Below are 15,866 nucleotides of genomic sequence, written 5' to 3' on the forward strand. Positions count from 1 at the left end.
TCCGGCTGACCGACTCACCCAGACTATCCACATCGGAGTCCCTACTACATGACCATCACCTCCAACGAGAAGACCAGTGCCCCGGTCGTTGCAATCAACGACATTGGCTCTGCTGAAGACTTCCTCGCTGCCGTCGACGCCACCATCAAGTACTTCAACGATGGCGACCTCGTCGAAGGCATCGTCGTCAAGGTTGACCGCGACGAAGTTCTGCTCGACATCGGTTACAAGACCGAAGGTGTCATTCCTTCCCGCGAACTTTCCATCAAGCACGATGTTGACCCGGGCGACGTTGTCGCCGTCGGTGACAACGTCGAGGCCCTCGTCCTCACCAAGGAGGACAAGGAAGGTCGTTTGATCCTGTCCAAGAAGCGTGCTCAGTACGAGCGTGCCTGGGGCGATATCGAAAAGATCAAGGAAGAAGACGGCGTCGTTACCGGCACCGTCATCGAGGTGGTCAAGGGCGGCCTTATCCTCGACATCGGCCTGCGCGGCTTCCTGCCGGCATCGCTCGTCGAAATGCGCCGTGTGCGCGATCTGGCTCCGTACATCGGCCAGGAAATCGAAGCCAAGATCATCGAGCTGGACAAGAACCGCAACAACGTTGTTCTTTCCCGCCGTGCCTGGCTCGAGCAGACCCAGTCCGAGGTTCGCTCCACGTTCCTCAACAAGCTGGAAAAGGGCCAGGTTCGTCCCGGCGTCGTTTCCTCCATCGTCAACTTCGGTGCATTCGTGGACCTTGGCGGCGTAGACGGCCTCGTCCACGTTTCCGAGCTGTCCTGGAAGCACATCGACCACCCGTCCGAGGTTGTCGAAGTTGGCCAGGAAGTCACCGTCGAGGTTCTCGAGGTCGACCTGGACCGCGAGCGTGTTTCGCTCTCGCTCAAGGCCACCCAGGAAGATCCGTGGCAGACCTTCGCCCGCACCCACGCCCTCGGGCAGGTTGTTCCGGGTAAGGTCACCAAGCTTGTTCCGTTCGGTGCATTCGTGCGCGTCGAAGACGGAATCGAAGGCCTCGTGCACATCTCCGAGCTGGCCGTGCGCCACGTGGAGCTTGCAGAGCAGGTCGTCTCCGTTGGCGACGAACTGTTCGTCAAGGTCATCGACATCGATCTCGAGCGTCGCCGCATCTCGCTGTCCCTCAAGCAGGCCAACGAGGGCGTCGATCCGGAAGGTGCCGAATTCGATCCGGCTCTCTACGGCATGGCCGCAGAGTACGACGAAGAGGGCAACTACAAGTACCCGGAGGGCTTCGATCCGGAGACCAACGAGTGGCTCGAAGGCTTCGAGACCCAGCGTTCGGCTTGGGAGCAGCAGTACGCTGACGCCCAGACCCGCTGGGAAGCCCACAAGAAGCAGGTTGCACAGCACCTTGCCGACGACGCTGCAGCAGAATCGGCTCCGGCCGAGTCCGCTTCCTCGTCCTACTCCTCGGATGCTCCGGCAACCGAGGCAGGTACCCTGGCTTCCGACGAGGCCCTCGCCGCACTGCGCGAGAAGCTTGCCGGTTCCTAAGGAACGAACTTTTGATGGATCACTGATCCACCTGAAGTAGACGACAAGAACCCCCGCTCCAGCAATGGAGCGGGGGTTCTTGCAATTTTTCGGTGGCGTGGGCGGTGTGGCCCCGGAGGTCGCGGATTCGCCCGGGGCGTCTCCAAGCCCTCCTGCGCTACTGGATGTCGCTATCCGGCGGGTTGATGCGGAACCGCCGTTCCGGGTCGACGGATTGAACGCCTTCCACCCCGGCCAGCGTCGTGCGCTTGGCTTCCTCGGCCCGGCCGATAATCTGGCCGAGGGTGCCGAGCACCCTCTCGACCGTCATGCCTGCCGATTCGAGCTGCCCGGTGACTTCCTCCACCCGGCCCAGGTACTGGCTCTGCACGGTGACGATGTAGCCGACGGTTTCCGCGGGCTGTTGCCCCGGGTCATCACCCATGGCCGTAAAAGCTTTCAGATGCGTCATCCTCCGAAGGTTCACTGGACACCGGTTCGGACACCGGTTCGGGCACCGGCGCAGATGCCTGCTCCCGGATCGGTGGCGGAGCTTGCGCCAGGCCCGCCCCGACGTCGACGGAGAATTGTTCGAGCCGTTCGGACTCTTGGACGAGTTCCGCCCAGAGTTCCCTGCCCCGGTAACCGGTGGCCTCGGACAGGAGCGCCGCAACGCCGGCAACATGCGGGGTAGCCATCGACGTGCCGCTGATGGTGTTGTAGCGCTGGGCACCGGGCCAGGAGGAATAGACCTTCACTCCGGGGCCGGAGACATCGACCTGGCCCCCTCGGCCCGGCAACGTGCGGGCGGAGAAGTCGGCGACGAGCAGGTTTTCGTCAAGTGCGGCGACGGACAGGATATAGGGGCTGTTGGCCGGTGCGCCGACGAATCCCGGGTTGCCCGCCGACCGACGGGCGTTGTTGCCGGCCGCGGCGACGATGAGGGTCCCGCGCTCCAGGGCACGGTGGCCGGCGGCGACATAGGGCGGGTGGACCTCCCGCACGTCGGCACCCAGCGACATGGAGATGATGTGGCAGTCGTTTTGCAGGGCCCAGTCGATGCCGGCGAGGATCCCGGTATCGGAACCCGAACCCTCGTTGCTGAGCACCTTGCCGGCGAAGATGGAGGCCTCCGGGGCCACGCCGTAGGCCCTGGCTCCCGGCAACGGGCGCGGTCCGCAGGCCGTGCCGATGCAGTGGGTGCCGTGGCCGTGCCCGTCGTGGGAATCCTCGCCCTCGATGAAGGACATGGTGGTGACGTCGCGTCCGGCGAAATCCGGGTGCGCGGCGTCAAAACCGGTGTCCAGCACCGCAACGCGAATCCCCCGCCCGGTGTAGCCGGACTCCCGGGCACGTACCGCCTGCAGGCCCCAGGTCAGCTCGTCGTTGTCTGCGAAGGGCGGTCCCGCAGCAATGCCCGGCTCCGGGGCCGGGCTCGAGAGGATGTGGTACATCAGTTCCGGGACGATCCTCAGCGGCATGTTCCGCGAATCACAGCGGGCCTGCAGTTCACCGAGCTGGGCTGATTCCCCGCCCACGACAGCCACCCCGAGGCGCGGGAAGTAGGTGTCCAGCGAGAAGCCCTCCCGTTCCAGCATGGTCGGCACCTCCTCCTGGAGCGTGCGGGCGCCGAACCTCTCCCCGGCGGAGGGGTGGGGGTCGGCAAAGACGACCACGTACCGTCCGGGGACGGGAGTGGCGGCGTTGGCTGTGGGGGATTCGTCGGAAATGAACAAGGCTTGCTCCTCTATGCGGGGTGCGTTGCCGTCCGGCGGTGGCCGTCACGACAACCCTGGGTTGGATCTCCTGCGTGACAAGTTTCTAGCACCCTACAGCCCGGAAGGGGGCCTTGGGTAGGGCGAACGGTTCAGTCGTTCAACACCACGGGGCGGAACCCGACCTCCTCTGAGCGTTCCAGCGAGAAATCCTGGTTGGGGTAGTCCAGCGAGGCAAAGTAGGCGTTGGTGTGTGCGATGATCTGGTCCCCTGTCAGGCTCTGGCCCTCGAAGGTCGACGCCCCCGTCGTGTGGGCATCGCGCACCACCGTGACGTCGTAGCCCATGGCCGCCGCGCGTCCGGCCGTGGTGCGCAGGGAATAATCCGACTGCGCGCCGCAGACCACCAGTCGCCCCACGTCCCCGGCGATCAGGGAGGCGTGCAGCCCGGTGCCGGTGAAGGCATCGCGGTACGACTTGTGGATCCGGTGCTCCCCGTCCAGCGGCTCCAGTGCGGCGACCATCCGCCAGGGCGTCGAGTGGCGCTCGAATTCGCGTTCATCCTGCACCCAGTACACGGGGGTGCCGGTGTCGCGGGCCCGGGCCAGGAGGTCCTGGATGCGCGAGATGACCTTCTTGGGGTGCACGCAGTATTCCATCACGCCGTTTTGCATGTTGATGATGACCAGTGCGGTTTTCGTTCCTTCAAGTGACTCGTCCATGGAAGCAGTATTGCACCCCCTGGCGGACGCGGGTGACGGCGCGCCCGCGGAAGGGCCGTGCCCGCCGCACTGTTGCGCGGTGTCGGCCGGGACTAGAATTTGCCCCATGAACGAGCCGCATACCATCGCGGTCGTCGTTGCCCATCCCGACGACGATGCGTATGGTTGCGCGGGTTCCATTGCCATGCACGAACACGACCCCGGATTCCGGTTTGTGCTGGTGCTGGCGACCGACGGGGCTGCCGGCCAAATCTCGGCCGGCGTGCCGGTGACCCCGGGAACCCTCGGCGCCTGGCGGCGGGAGGAAAGTGCCAACGCGTGGCGTGCCCACGGCACCATCCCGGTGCGCCATGAATGGCTGGGCTACGACGACGGGCGTCTGGCGGAGGTCGACTTCGAGGAACTGGTTGCGCGGGTCCGCACGATCCTGTTGCAGGAACGGCCGCAGGTGGTGGCGACCTTCGGTCCGGACGGGATCACCGGGCATCGCGACCACATCGCCATCGGGGCCGCCACCGACGAGGCGTTCAGGCGTGCCCGCGAGGTTCCGGGGCCCGGACTGCGGCGCCTGGTCCATGGCGCCATCCGCGCCTCGGTCTTTGAACGGTGGAACACGGTGCGCCGGCGCACCGGTGCCGTGGTGTGGGATCCGACGATCGAATACCACCTGCGCCCGGTCCCGGACGAGTCCATCGACATCGAGGTCGACACCTCCACGGTGTCCTGGCGCGTGGTCGCCGGGCTGCTGGAACACCGCAGCCAGCGGGACGTGCTGATGGACCCGGGAGTGACAGTCGGCCGGTGGCAGCGCGTGGTTTCGCGCGAGCCCTCGGTCATGGCCTGGCCGAGCCGCGCCGCCGGCGAACCTCTGCTCACGGACCTCTTCCAGGGGCTCTGAACCCCCCGCGTTCGCGGCCCGGACGGAGCGCTACCTCTTCGTCGACGCCGTCACGGTGAACTTCGGGTTCCGCGCGACTTGGCGGGTGGGTCCCACCAGCTTTTCCAGTTGCCCGCGGTAGCCCAGGTGCGAATTCCAGACGCACCACAGCTCCCCGCCGGGTGCCAGCACCCGTCCGGCATCGGCAATCAGCTTCAGGGCGATCCCCGCATGCACGGTGTTGCCCATGTGGAAAGGCGGGTTCAGGACCACGAAGGACTCGGAGGCGTCTGGCAGCGAGGCCAAGGCGTCGTCCTGCACCGCGGTGATCCGGTGGGCGAGGTCGTTGGCGGCCGCGGTGGCGCGCGTGGAGGCCACGGCCGAGGCCGAGTGGTCGGAGGCACGCACCGTGAGGCCCGGATGCCCCAAGGCCAAAAACGCGGCAATGGTCCCGTTGCCGCAGCCCAGGTCCACGGCATGCTGCGCGTCGCCCGGTAGCGACAGGTGCTCGAGCAGGAAGCGGGTCCCGGGATCCAGCTTGGCTCCGCCAAAGGTCTGCGCGTAGGCGCGCACTTGCAGCGGTTCGGGCAACCCCAGGTCGTGGCCGGCCCGCAGCGGAAAGCGCGCTGCGGGGCGCTGGGCCACCGGGCGGACGGCGGTGGCGGTGAGCACCCGGGATTTCTGGCGTCCCAGCGAGGCGGTGACCGAGGCGAAGTAGCGGCCCAGCACCTCGTTCATCGACAGGCTCATGTGCTTGATGCGCCCGGCGGCCATCACCGTGACGTCGGGCCCGGCGTGTTCTGCGACGAACGCCAGCATTTCCTCCAGCGCGTCCAGCGACCGGGGCAATGCCACCAACACCAGGGCGGCGCCTTCAAGCAGCTCGCGGCCCAGGGGCAGGTGCCGGTATTCACCGGTGAGTTCCGGCAGCAGGGTGTGGGCATTGGCGTCGATGGCGCGGACGCCGGTGAGTGCGTCCTGGTGCCCGCGCAGCCCGCGCACCCCGGCCTCCAGCGCCCCGAGGACCAGCGCGCCGTAGTGGTCGTTCAGGACCACCACCCGGCCTGGCTCGCCCGGCCATCCGGCCTCGGCCGCCAGATCCAGCAGCAGCCTGTCCGCTGCATCGACGGCCAGCAGGTTCTCCGCCTCCACGTCGGGCCAGCGGCGCAACTTCTCGAAGTCAAGGCTCATCGGACATCCACCCATTCGGTTCCAAGGTTTGTTGCGGTGCTGGCCCCGGCACTGAGGCTGGCCAACCGGTCGGCGAATGCCGCGAGGACCGGTGCCTGGTCATTGAGCGCCACCCGCAGCGTGGCAAGCCGTGGCCCGTACTCGGTGCCCAGGACCTGGATGCCGGCGGCGCGCAGGTCGTTTTCCAGCCGGCCTGCAGCGGCGTAGTCCGCATCGACGCCCAGGATCCGCAGGCGTTCGCGGCGCAGCAGCGGGGCAGCGTCCAGCGCCGTGGACACCGACTCGGAATAGGCGCGCACCAAACCTCCGGCGCCCAGCAGGATCCCGCCGAAGTAGCGCACCACCACTGCGGCAATGTCGGAGAGGTCGGTGGTCCCGGGCGCGGTCTCCCGCTTGGCCAGCGCGTCGAGCATCGGGATGCCGGCGGTGCCCGATGGCTCGCCGTCGTCGTTGCTGCGCATCGCGGTGCGGTCCGGGCCCAGGATGAAGGCGCTGCAATGGTGGCGTGCGTCGAAGTGCTTCTTGCGCAACTCGGCGACCAGGGCGCGGGCAGCTGCCTCGGAATCGACCCGGCGCAGGTAGGTGATGAAGCGCGAGCGCTTGATCTCCAGCTCGGCGGCGAAGTCGCCGTCCACCGTCGTGTAGGCCGTCGCCACCGAATCATTGTCCATTACCTGATCAGTCTAGTGTTTTGCGCCTCCGCGTGCCCGCCGCGCCTCGGTATGCTGGGACACATGCTCAATGTGGGACTCACCGGCGGGATAGCCGCCGGAAAATCGGCAGTCGCCCGGCAGCTCGCCGAACTCGGCGCCGTGCTCATCGACGCCGACGCCATCGCCCGCTCCGTGGTGAACCCCGGAAGCCCGGGCCTGGCGGAGGTCGCCGAGGCCTTCGGCCCCGGAATGCTCACGGAAGCCGGCGAGCTGAACCGCCCGGCATTGGGGGCGCTGATCTTTGCCGACGCGACCGCCAGGGAAAAACTGAACTCCATCGTCCACCCGCGCGTGCGGGCCGAGGCCGCCCGGCAACGCGCCGCGGCGCCGGCGGACGCGGTCATCGTCCAAGACATCCCGCTGCTGGTGGAAACCGGGCAGGGGAGCGACTTCGATCTGGTCATCGTGGTCGCAGCGCCGTTGGACGAACGCCTGCGCCGCATGGTCGAGGACCGCGGAATGGACGAGGCAGATGCCCGCGCCCGGATTGACGCGCAGGCCACCGACGCGCAGCGCGCGGCCGTCGCCGACATCGTCATCAACAACTCCGGCACGCTTGCGCAGCTGCGCCAACAAGTCACAGAGATCTGGGAGAAGAACATTGCCCCATCCACCAGCCGTGCCCGCTGAGCACCCTGCGGACCCCGGGAACGACGGGAACTCGCGGGCCCGGGCGGAACTTGCGGCGCTGCTGGCCGCCGAATCCGCCAAGGCCCGCACCGAAATGCGCGTCGTCCGCGGACTCTGGGCCTTGGCGTTCATCGCCCTGGCCGGTGCCTTGGTGCTCTGGCTCTTCTTCGGCGGGCGCGAGCAGTTCGTCTCCCGGGACTCCGGCTACGACGCGCAGGTGCTGCTCCCGGCCTGGCTGGCCCTTGCCGGGCTCCTCTCCGCCACCGGAGCCACCATCGTGTTCATGATCCGGTTGATGCGCGGCGCGCTGGGCAACATCGTGGAGCGGCAGGCCCGCAAGTGAGGACCTCGATGGTCGCCGAATCCTTCCTGAGGCACGCACCTGCCGACGGCTCGGCCCCGCAGCTTCTCAGCATCCAGCGTGACCCCGAACGCGCAGCGACGCTGGAAGGCACCATCGGATCGGTCCAGCTGCGCTACCACTCGCTGCAGCTGGTCCCCGTCGACCTTGTCGACGACCTGCCCGGGATCTGGCATGCCCTGCTGGAAGCCGTCGAGGGCTATCTGGCCGACGGGAGCTCGGAGGTTCCCTACCCGTCCATCGATGCGAACATCCTCCTGACGGGAACCGGGAGCATCGCCAAGTTCACCGTCGGGAAGGTGCGCCACATCGTGGATGCCGGCGAGCTGGTCGAGGGCATCCTGGGCGGGGCGGCCGACTACTTCGGATTCGCCTCCGGCGCGCAGGACGCGCCGATCGCCCGCATCGGCCGGCTGCGTACAAGGGTCGCCGCTGCCGGCCTTTCAGCCTGAGGCGAGCGCGCGGGCAAAGCGGGGGTGCCAGGGCGTAGCCTAGATGCATGAGTCTTGCGCAGCAGATCAACCGCGTCGTCGCCCCCTTCGAGGTCATCAGCGAGTTCAAGCCCGCCGGAGACCAGCCAACCGCCATCAAGGAGCTGTCCACCCGCATCAACGCCGGGGAAAAGGACGTGGTCCTGCTGGGTGCCACCGGCACCGGCAAGTCCGCGACCACCGCCTGGCTCATCGAGCAGGTGCAGCGGCCCACGCTGGTGATGGTGCAGAACAAGACCCTCGCCGCGCAGCTGGCCAACGAGTTCCGCGAGCTGCTGCCCAACAACGCCGTGGAGTACTTCGTCTCCTACTACGACTACTACCAGCCCGAGGCCTACGTCCCGCAGACCGACACCTTCATCGAGAAGGACTCCTCGATCAACGAGGAGGTCGAGCGGCTGCGCCACTCGGCCACCAACGCGCTGCTGACCCGGCGCGACGTCATCGTGGTCGCCACGGTCTCCTGCATCTACGGACTGGGCACCCCGGAGGAATACGTCGCCGGCATGGTCACCCTGAAAAAGGGCATGGAACTGAACCGCGATACGCTGCTGCGCAGGTTCGTCTCCATGCAATACGCCCGCAACGACATGGACTTCCACCGCGGCACCTTCCGGGTGCGCGGGGACACCGTGGAGATCATCCCGATGTACGAGGAGCAGGCGCTGCGCATCGAGTTCTTCGGCGACGAGATCGAGTCGATCCACACGCTGCACCCGGTCACCGGCGAGGTGATCCGCGAGGAAAACGAGATGTACGTGTTCCCCGCCAGCCACTATGTCGCCGGCGCCGAGAGGATGAGCCGGGCCGTCAAGGACATCGAGGACGAGCTGCAGCAGCGCCTGTCGACCCTGGAGAACCAGAACAAGTTGGTGGAGGCCCAGCGACTGCGCATGCGCACCACCTACGACCTGGAGATGATGGAGCAGATGGGCTTCTGCAACGGCATCGAGAATTACTCCCGGCACATCGACAACCGTGCCCCGGGCACCGCCCCGCACTGCTTGATCGACTACTTCCCCGACGACTTTCTGCTGGTCATCGACGAATCCCACGTCACCGTCCCGCAGATCGGTGCCATGTACGAGGGCGACATGTCGCGCAAGCGCACCCTGGTGGAGCACGGCTTCCGCCTTCCATCGGCCATGGACAACCGGCCGCTGAAGTGGGACGAGTTCCTCGAGCGCATCGGGCAGACCGTCTACCTCTCGGCGACCCCGGGCAAGTACGAGCTCGGCAAGGCAGACGGCGTGGTCCAGCAGATCATCCGGCCCACGGGCCTGATCGACCCCGAAATCATCGTCAAGCCCACCAAGGGCCAGATCGACGACCTGCTCGACGAGATCCGCGCCCGGGTCGAACGCAACGAGCGCATCCTGGTCACCACGCTGACCAAGCGGATGGCCGAGGACCTCACCGACTACTTCACCGAGCACGGGGTGCGGGTCCAGTACCTGCACTCGGACGTGGACACGCTGCGCCGCGTGGAGTTGCTGCGCGAGCTGCGCATGGGCCTGTTCGACGTGCTGGTCGGCATCAACCTGCTGCGCGAGGGTCTTGACCTGCCAGAGGTTTCGCTCGTGGCGATCCTGGATGCCGACAAGCAGGGCTTCCTGCGCTCGGCCACCTCGCTGATCCAGACCATCGGGCGCGCCGCGCGAAACGTCGACGGCCAGGTGCACATGTATGCGGACAAGATCACCGACGCCATGGCCCAGGCCATCGAGGAGACCAACCGGCGCCGCGAGGTGCAGCAGAAGTACAACAAGGACCATGGCGTGGACCCGCAGCCGCTGCGCAAGAAGATCGCCGACATCACCGATTCGTTGGCCCGAGAGGACGCCGACACCCAGGAACTGCTGAACAACCAGCGCCTGGCCAAGACCGCCAAGCGCTCCAGTGCCGGCACCAATAAGGCCCACGAGACGGTGCGGGCCGACGGGCTGGCTGCGGCGCCGGCGGAGAACCTGGTGGACATGATCGAGCAAATGACCGAGCAAATGCACGCGGCCGCCGCGGAGCTGCACTTCGAGGTCGCCGCCCGGCTGCGCGACGAGGTCTCCGAACTGAAGAAGGAATTGCGCCAGATGAAGAACGCGGGCCACGCGTAGGTCAGCCAGCCGATCCTTCCGGCGGCAATGCCGCGCGGATCAATAATTTCAGGCCAGGTCATACTCGCGGTACGCGTGCCCGTCGAGGGCATGTATGACGATATGGGCCGGATGCGTTGTCGCTTCCTCATGGGCAGCCTTTACTGCCTCTTTGGCCTGGTCATTCACGTGCCTGAAACTTGTTTGCGTTAGACTGGTCCAAGCGTAGGGGAGTATCCCAATTGTGCTGTGATCGTCAACACGCGGGGCAATGATGCCCCGCCGGGCGCAGCGGCCGACCCAATCTGAACGGGCGGCGGAGAGACTTGCGGTAGTTCCACGTACCCCGTTTTGAAAGGCCCCACATTGGGAAACCACGGCTTGTCACTGCAGTTTGAGATTATTTCTCTTTCCGCATTGTGCATCATTCTTCTGCTTGACCTGCTTTATGTGGTCAAGAAACCACACGAACCCTCGATGAAGGAATCCGGCCTGTGGGTCGGTTTCTATGTCACCCTGGCCCTGATCTTCGGCGCCGTTGTCTGGTGGCAGGCGGGCCCGGACATCGGCCAGCAATTCATTGCCGGCTGGGTCACCGAATACTCGCTGAGCATCGACAACCTCTTCGTGTTCATCATCATCATGGCCCGCTTCTCGGTTCCGCGTAAATACCAGCAGGAAGTGTTGATGTTCGGCATCATCATCGCCCTGATCCTGCGCGGCATCTTCATCATTCTCGGTGCAGCTGTCATCGAAAACTACTCGTGGGTCTTCTACATCTTCGGTGCGTTCCTGCTCTGGACAGCCTGGAAGCAGGCCACCGACAAGGGCGAGGACGAGTCCGAGGGCGCCAACAACGGCCTGGTCTACAAGATGACCAAGAACCTGCCGATCTCCAAGGAATACGACGGCAACAAGCTGCGCACCGTCGTCGACGGCAAGAAGATGTTCACCCCGATGGTCATGGTCTTCGTGACGATCGGCATGACCGACCTGCTCTTCGCCGTGGACTCGATCCCGGCCATCTTCGGCCTGACCCAGTCGCCGTTCATCGTCTTCACCGCGAACCTGTTCGCGCTGATGGGCCTGCGCCAGCTGTACTTCCTGCTCGGTGGCCTGATGGACCGCTTGATCTACCTCAAGCACGCGCTGTCGATCATCCTGGCCTTCATCGGCGTCAAGCTGGTCTTCCACGCGATGCACGTCAACGAGCTCTCCTTCATCAACGGTGGCCGTCACATCGAGTGGGTGCCGGATATCTCGATCACCGTCTCGCTGGTGGTCATCCTGGGCACCATCGTGATTGCCACGGTTGCCTCGCTGCTTTCCCCGGCCGGCCGCCGCGCCGCCGAGGAGCACAAGGCAGCAAAGGCAGAACAGGCAATAGAGGACGCCAACAACGACTCCAAGTAGTCGCCAGGCGCAGGCGGGGTCTGTTTCCTTCGGGAAGCGGGCCCCGCAGCTCTTTAACCCCCGCGTACGTTGCTAGACTGCCGAGGTGACTGTATCCCGGAAAACCCTGCTCATCCCCGAGTCAACGCGCACCAGGGCGCAGCGCCGCGTGGTCTTCACGCTTTCCGCCTCCCAGCTGCTGTCCGGCGTGGGAAACGGCGCGGGGCTGGCCATCGGGTCGCTCATGGCCGTGGAGCTGACCGGGTCCAACGCCTTCGCCGGTGCGGCCACCACCGCGATCTCTGTCGCGGGCGCGCTCAGCGCCCTGCCGCTGGCGGCCCTCGCGGTGAAGCGCGGCCGCCGCGTGGCGCTGTCCTTCGGCTACTTCCTGGCCGGGCTGGGCGCCGTCGGCATGATGCTGGCCCCGGTGCTGGAGAGCTTCGCTGTGCTGATGCTCGGGGCTGCGCTGCTGGGCGTGGGGTCCGCGGCAAACCTGCAGGCCCGCTTTGCCGCCACCGACCTTGCCGAAGACGCCACCCGCGGTCGCGATCTGGGTCTGGTGGTCTGGGCCATCACGATCGGAGCGGTTGCCGGCCCGAACCTCATTGGACCGGGAGCAGTGCTGGGCCAGGGCCTGGGGCTGCCGCCGATGAGCGGGCCGTTCCTCTTCTCGCTTGCCGGAATGGTCCTGGCCATCCTGGTGCTGAACATCGGGCTGCGCCCGGACCCCATCGACCTGGCCCGCGCCTGGGAGGCCGCCGACGGCATTGCCCCGCACCCGCCGGCGGTGGGCCGCCGACGCGGATCGCTGGCCACCGGGCTGGTGGCGGTGCGGGAATCGCCGGGGGCGGCCCTGGGCATCTCCACCATCGTGGTGGCGCACCTGGTGATGGTGGGCGTCATGTCGATGACCCCGGTGCACCTCAAGGATCTTGCCGCCATCCCGGGGCACGAAATGCACGGGGGCACCGCCGACATCCTGGTGGTCATCGGGTTCGTGATCTCGCTCCACATCGCCGGCATGTATGCGCTCTCCCCGCTCGTCGGCTCACTGGCCGATAGGATCGGGCAGCCGCGGATGATGCTGGCGGGCCAGGGCGTGCTGGTGGCGGCGGTGCTGGTCGCCGGGCTGGGTGCCGACTCGCGGGCAGCGGTCACCACCGGCCTGGTGCTGCTGGGCCTGGGCTGGTCCATGTGCACCGTTTCCGGCTCCGCGTTCCTGGCCTCGCGGGTGGAGCGCGGACGCCGCGTGCTGGTCCAGGGTGTTTCCGACACCCTCATGGGTGCCGCCGGGGCATTGGGCGCCGCCGGTTCCGGATTGTTGCTGGCGTGGCTGGGCTACGCCGGGCTCGGCTACCTGTGCCTGGGCTTCATCCTGCTGGTTGCCGTCTTCTGCGTGCGCGAGGTTGCGCGGGCCTAGGAATCCGCGTTGCTCATTTCCAGCAGCTTCGCGAAGATCATCGAGCCGTCGTCGCCGATTCCGTCGTGGTGGAATTCGTCGGTTTCCCACACGCGCATGTTGCCCACCGCGGCGGCGGTCTCCATCGACAGGTCCCTGTCCACGTACACGTCGTGCGTGTAGACGGCGGCAGCGACCGGCACGGTGTTGGCAGCCAAGACCTCCGGGTCGTAGAGTCGGCCCCAGTCCTCGTGTTCGGCCAGGATCCGCGCGGTTTCCTCCAGCGGGCGCAGCACCGGGTCGGAGTCGAAGTACCAGCTGTACACCATTTCTCCGGTCAGCAGCGGGGACGCCGCGTCGGGGGAGAAGGCCGGGAATTCCCCGAGCACGCGTTCGGCGGCCCAGTTGGTGGCTGCGCCCTGTCCGTAGATCGACTCGTGCAGCAGCGCATAGAGCGGGTTCGTGGTGCGGTCGGCCTGCTCGGCCACGGCGGCCAGGAAGGTGTCCGAGAGCCGCTTGCCGCCGGGGGTGTCGATGAAGGCGCCCTCCAGGACATGGTGCAGGGAGTGCACCCGGGTGTTGCCGCCCAGGAACTGGCCGAGCATCTGCACCAGCGGCACGGTCAGGGCCCGCCCGTTGGGCAGGTGCTCCTCGGTGGCGCGCAGGTGCGCGACGACCTCGTCCAGGACCAGGCGGTCTTGCGGGTACCAGCCGAAGTATTCCTCGTTGCGCGCGGCCATCCGTGCGTACGTGGCGCGGTAGACGGTGTCCGCGTCGGCGGTGAGCGAGGCCAGCCCGCCGGTGACCAGGCAGCGGTCAAGGGCCGTGGGGGCCAGGGACAGGTAGGTCAGCGTGCAGAAGCCGCCGTAGCTTTGGCCGAAGGTGCTCCAGGAGGAGATCCCCAGGGCGCGGCGGATCGCCTCGGCGTCGTGCACGATCGCATCGGCGCGGAAGTGGGTGAGGTAGGCGGCCCGGGCCGCCGCGTCCCCGCGCAGCGGCAGGGACTGGCGGTTGGCCGGGGTGCTCAGGCCGGTGCCGCGCTGGTCCAGCAGCAGGATCCGGAAGGTCTTGGCGGCCTCCGCCATCCAGCCGGTGAGCGAGGCGGGGCGCGGGGACTTGCCGCCGGGCCCGCCCTGCAGGAAGAGCAGCCACGGCATCGCCGAGGGGTCCTCGTGCTTGGTGGAGGTGATTTCGCGGGCGAACACCGTGAGGGTCTCGCCCTCGGGCCGGGAGTGGTCAAGCGGCAGCTCGAAGTAGTGCTCGGTGCTGCGCATGCCGCGGAAGACGTGGGTGGTGCTCATTTCCGGTTCCCCAATGCAGCCAGCGCCGCTCCCTCGAGCCGGCGCACCGTCCAGCCTTCCATCGATCCGGCGCCCAGTGAGTCGTAGAAGCCGATGGCCGGTTCATTCCAGTCCAGCACGCTCCACTCCACGCGGCGGTAGCCGCGCTCCACCGCGATCTGCGCCAGGGTGGCCAGCAACGCCTTGCCGTGTCCGGCGCCGCGGGCACTCTCGCGCACGTACAGGTCCTCCAGGTGGATCCCGTGCGTGCCCTCCCACGTTGAATACGTCAGGTACCACAGGGCGAAGCCCAGGACGGTGCCGTGCTCCTCGACCACGTGCGCATGGACCTTCGGGTCGGCTCCGAAGAGGTGGGCGACGAGATCGGCCTCGGTGTTTTTCACCCCGTCGGGCTCGCGCTCAAAGATGGCCAATTCGTGGATGAGATCCAGGATGGCGGCGGCGTCGGAGGGCTGTGCCGGGCGAATCAAATGCATGTGACCAAGCCTACCGGCAGCGTTTGCGTGCCGTGAATCCAACGCGTGGGTGCGGGCCCCTAATGTTGGGGGCGATCGACACGCAAGAACAAAAGCAAGGACGGCACCAAGCAATATGATGGGCGGCCACCACGCGGCCACCGGCGCAGCAGCCTGGATCGCGTTGACCACGAATTTCAAGCTCCCCACCGGGAGCCTCCCCGAGCACCTTCCCTGGCTGCCCGACGCCATCCCGCTGGGCTTCGGCCTGCTGGAGCAGTCCCCGATTGCCGGGGTCGCGGGGGCGATGGTCTGTGCCGGGGCGGCGCTGCTGCCCGACGCGGACCATCGCCGGGCAACCATCGCGCACTCGCTGCCGCCGGTGTCCAACGCGATCTGCGCGGGCATCGGCGAGGTGTCCGGCGGCCACCGCAACGGCACGCACTCGTTGCTGGGCATTGCCGCATTCACGTTCATGGCGTGGGTGCTGGGCATGTGGACAGTGGATTCCACCCGCTTCGGGTTGGTCTATCCGGGTGCCGGGTTGCTGGCGGTGCTGCTGGTGTCCTTCGCGTTGAAGGCGTTGAAGTTCATTCCCGACACCATGGCGAAGCTGCCGTGGATCCTCTCGGTGCCGGCCGGCATCTTCGTGGCGGTGTTCTCGCCGGACGAGCAGAATTGGCTGGTGCTTGCGGTGGCAGTGGGCTGCGCGGTGCACATTGCAGGTGACATGCTCACCGTTGGCGGCTGCAACCTGATCTGGCCGGTGCGGATCCGTTCCCCGCGTTTCATCCGCCGCGTTCCGCTGCTCAAGGACGTGTGGAAGCCAGGTGGTCGCATAGCCATTCCCGTGCTGGGGCGGGCCGGTTCGGTGCGCGAGTGGCTGCTCTGCGTGCCGGTCTCCGCGTACGCGCTGGCCGGGCTGGTGGTGCCGGTGGTGCTGTTGGCCCACAACCAGGTGCTGCCGCTGACCAAGTTGCTGGGCTTTTAGCGCAAAGGAAATGCGCCCGCCGGAATGATCCGGCGGGCGCATTT

Annotated in this window: 16 protein-coding genes; 9 read left to right on the forward strand and 7 right to left on the reverse strand. The window is 66.9% G+C overall.

Annotated elements, in window-relative coordinates; translation table 11 throughout:
* Positions 1-48 precede the first annotated feature (48 nt).
* Complete coding sequence (gene rpsA / locus ABD687_RS01355) at positions 49-1,515, forward strand: 30S ribosomal protein S1 (protein ID WP_264269164.1); 1,467 nt, start codon at positions 49-51, stop codon at positions 1,513-1,515.
* Between the two features lie 157 nt (positions 1,516-1,672).
* Here rpsA and ABD687_RS01360 read toward each other — a convergent pair whose 3' ends face one another.
* The 3 genes from ABD687_RS01360 to ABD687_RS01370 all read right to left on the reverse strand — a co-directional run bounded on the left by ABD687_RS01360 (position 1,673) and on the right by ABD687_RS01370 (position 3,931).
* Positions 1,673-1,939 (reverse strand): hypothetical protein, encoded by a 267-nt coding sequence (locus ABD687_RS01360; protein WP_302266245.1) that lies wholly within the window; start codon positions 1,937-1,939, stop codon positions 1,673-1,675.
* Entirely contained in the window at positions 1,932-3,230 is a 1,299-nt protein-coding gene (locus ABD687_RS01365; RefSeq protein WP_302266246.1) for a S8 family peptidase, read from the reverse strand. Before ABD687_RS01365 ends, ABD687_RS01360 begins: the two co-directional genes overlap by 8 nt.
* Positions 3,231-3,361: 131 nt before the next feature.
* Complete coding sequence (locus ABD687_RS01370; RefSeq protein ID WP_264269161.1) at positions 3,362-3,931, reverse strand: isochorismatase family protein; 570 nt, start codon at positions 3,929-3,931, stop codon at positions 3,362-3,364.
* Positions 3,932-4,037: 106 nt separating this feature from the next.
* Between ABD687_RS01370 and ABD687_RS01375 the strand changes: the two genes are divergently transcribed.
* Positions 4,038-4,829 carry a PIG-L deacetylase family protein gene (locus ABD687_RS01375; RefSeq protein WP_302266248.1) on the forward strand — a complete coding sequence of 264 codons (792 nt, stop codon included), beginning with the start codon at positions 4,038-4,040 and terminating at the stop codon, positions 4,827-4,829.
* Between the two features lie 30 nt (positions 4,830-4,859).
* On the opposite strand, the gene ABD687_RS01380 is transcribed toward ABD687_RS01375, so the two are convergent.
* Positions 4,860-5,999: a class I SAM-dependent methyltransferase gene (locus ABD687_RS01380; protein WP_302266249.1), complete on the reverse strand. Its 1,140-nt coding sequence runs from the start codon at positions 5,997-5,999 to the stop codon at positions 4,860-4,862.
* On the reverse strand, positions 5,996-6,670 hold the full coding sequence (locus tag ABD687_RS01385; RefSeq protein WP_302266250.1) for a YigZ family protein: 675 nt from the start codon (positions 6,668-6,670) through the stop codon (positions 5,996-5,998). The genes ABD687_RS01380 and ABD687_RS01385 overlap by 4 nt, the downstream gene beginning before the upstream one ends.
* Before the next feature lie 63 nt (positions 6,671-6,733).
* On the opposite strand from ABD687_RS01385, the gene coaE reads away from it, so the two are divergent.
* The 6 genes from coaE to ABD687_RS01415 all read left to right on the forward strand — a co-directional run bounded on the left by coaE (position 6,734) and on the right by ABD687_RS01415 (position 13,096).
* On the forward strand, positions 6,734-7,342 hold the full coding sequence (coaE, locus tag ABD687_RS01390) for a dephospho-CoA kinase (protein WP_302266252.1): 609 nt from the start codon (positions 6,734-6,736) through the stop codon (positions 7,340-7,342).
* Complete coding sequence (locus ABD687_RS01395) at positions 7,314-7,685, forward strand: hypothetical protein (protein ID WP_302266253.1); 372 nt, start codon at positions 7,314-7,316, stop codon at positions 7,683-7,685. The genes coaE and ABD687_RS01395 overlap by 29 nt, the downstream gene beginning before the upstream one ends.
* A gap of 8 nt (positions 7,686-7,693) precedes the next feature.
* Positions 7,694-8,155 carry a hypothetical protein gene (locus ABD687_RS01400; protein ID WP_310287901.1) on the forward strand — a complete coding sequence of 154 codons (462 nt, stop codon included), beginning with the start codon at positions 7,694-7,696 and terminating at the stop codon, positions 8,153-8,155.
* Between the two features lie 47 nt (positions 8,156-8,202).
* Positions 8,203-10,305, forward strand: a complete 2,103-nt coding sequence (uvrB, locus tag ABD687_RS01405) for an excinuclease ABC subunit UvrB (RefSeq protein ID WP_310287899.1) — start codon at positions 8,203-8,205, stop codon at positions 10,303-10,305.
* 360 nt (positions 10,306-10,665) lie between these two features.
* Entirely contained in the window at positions 10,666-11,697 is a 1,032-nt protein-coding gene (locus ABD687_RS01410) for a TerC family protein (protein ID WP_377700379.1), read from the forward strand.
* An 85-nt stretch (positions 11,698-11,782) separates the two neighbouring features.
* Positions 11,783-13,096: an MFS transporter gene (locus tag ABD687_RS01415; RefSeq protein ID WP_302266258.1), complete on the forward strand. Its 1,314-nt coding sequence runs from the start codon at positions 11,783-11,785 to the stop codon at positions 13,094-13,096.
* Here the strand turns inward: ABD687_RS01415 and ABD687_RS01420 are convergent.
* Both ABD687_RS01420 and ABD687_RS01425 read right to left on the reverse strand, forming a co-directional pair.
* Positions 13,093-14,376: an alpha/beta fold hydrolase gene (locus ABD687_RS01420; protein WP_302266259.1), complete on the reverse strand. Its 1,284-nt coding sequence runs from the start codon at positions 14,374-14,376 to the stop codon at positions 13,093-13,095. The two genes, ABD687_RS01415 and ABD687_RS01420, sit on opposite strands and share 4 nt — an antisense overlap.
* Positions 14,373-14,852, reverse strand: a complete 480-nt coding sequence (locus ABD687_RS01425; RefSeq protein WP_310287893.1) for a GNAT family N-acetyltransferase — start codon at positions 14,850-14,852, stop codon at positions 14,373-14,375. The genes ABD687_RS01420 and ABD687_RS01425 overlap by 4 nt, the downstream gene beginning before the upstream one ends.
* 115 nt (positions 14,853-14,967) lie before the next feature.
* Between ABD687_RS01425 and ABD687_RS01430 the strand changes: the two genes are divergently transcribed.
* A complete protein-coding gene (locus ABD687_RS01430; RefSeq protein ID WP_310287891.1) occupies positions 14,968-15,822 on the forward strand; it encodes a metal-dependent hydrolase in 855 nt (284 codons plus the stop codon).
* The last annotated feature ends 44 nt before the right edge of the window (positions 15,823-15,866 follow it).

The sequence above is a fragment of the Paeniglutamicibacter sulfureus genome, assembly GCF_039535115.1.
In the GTDB taxonomy this organism is placed as follows: domain Bacteria; phylum Actinomycetota; class Actinomycetes; order Actinomycetales; family Micrococcaceae; genus Paeniglutamicibacter; species Paeniglutamicibacter sulfureus.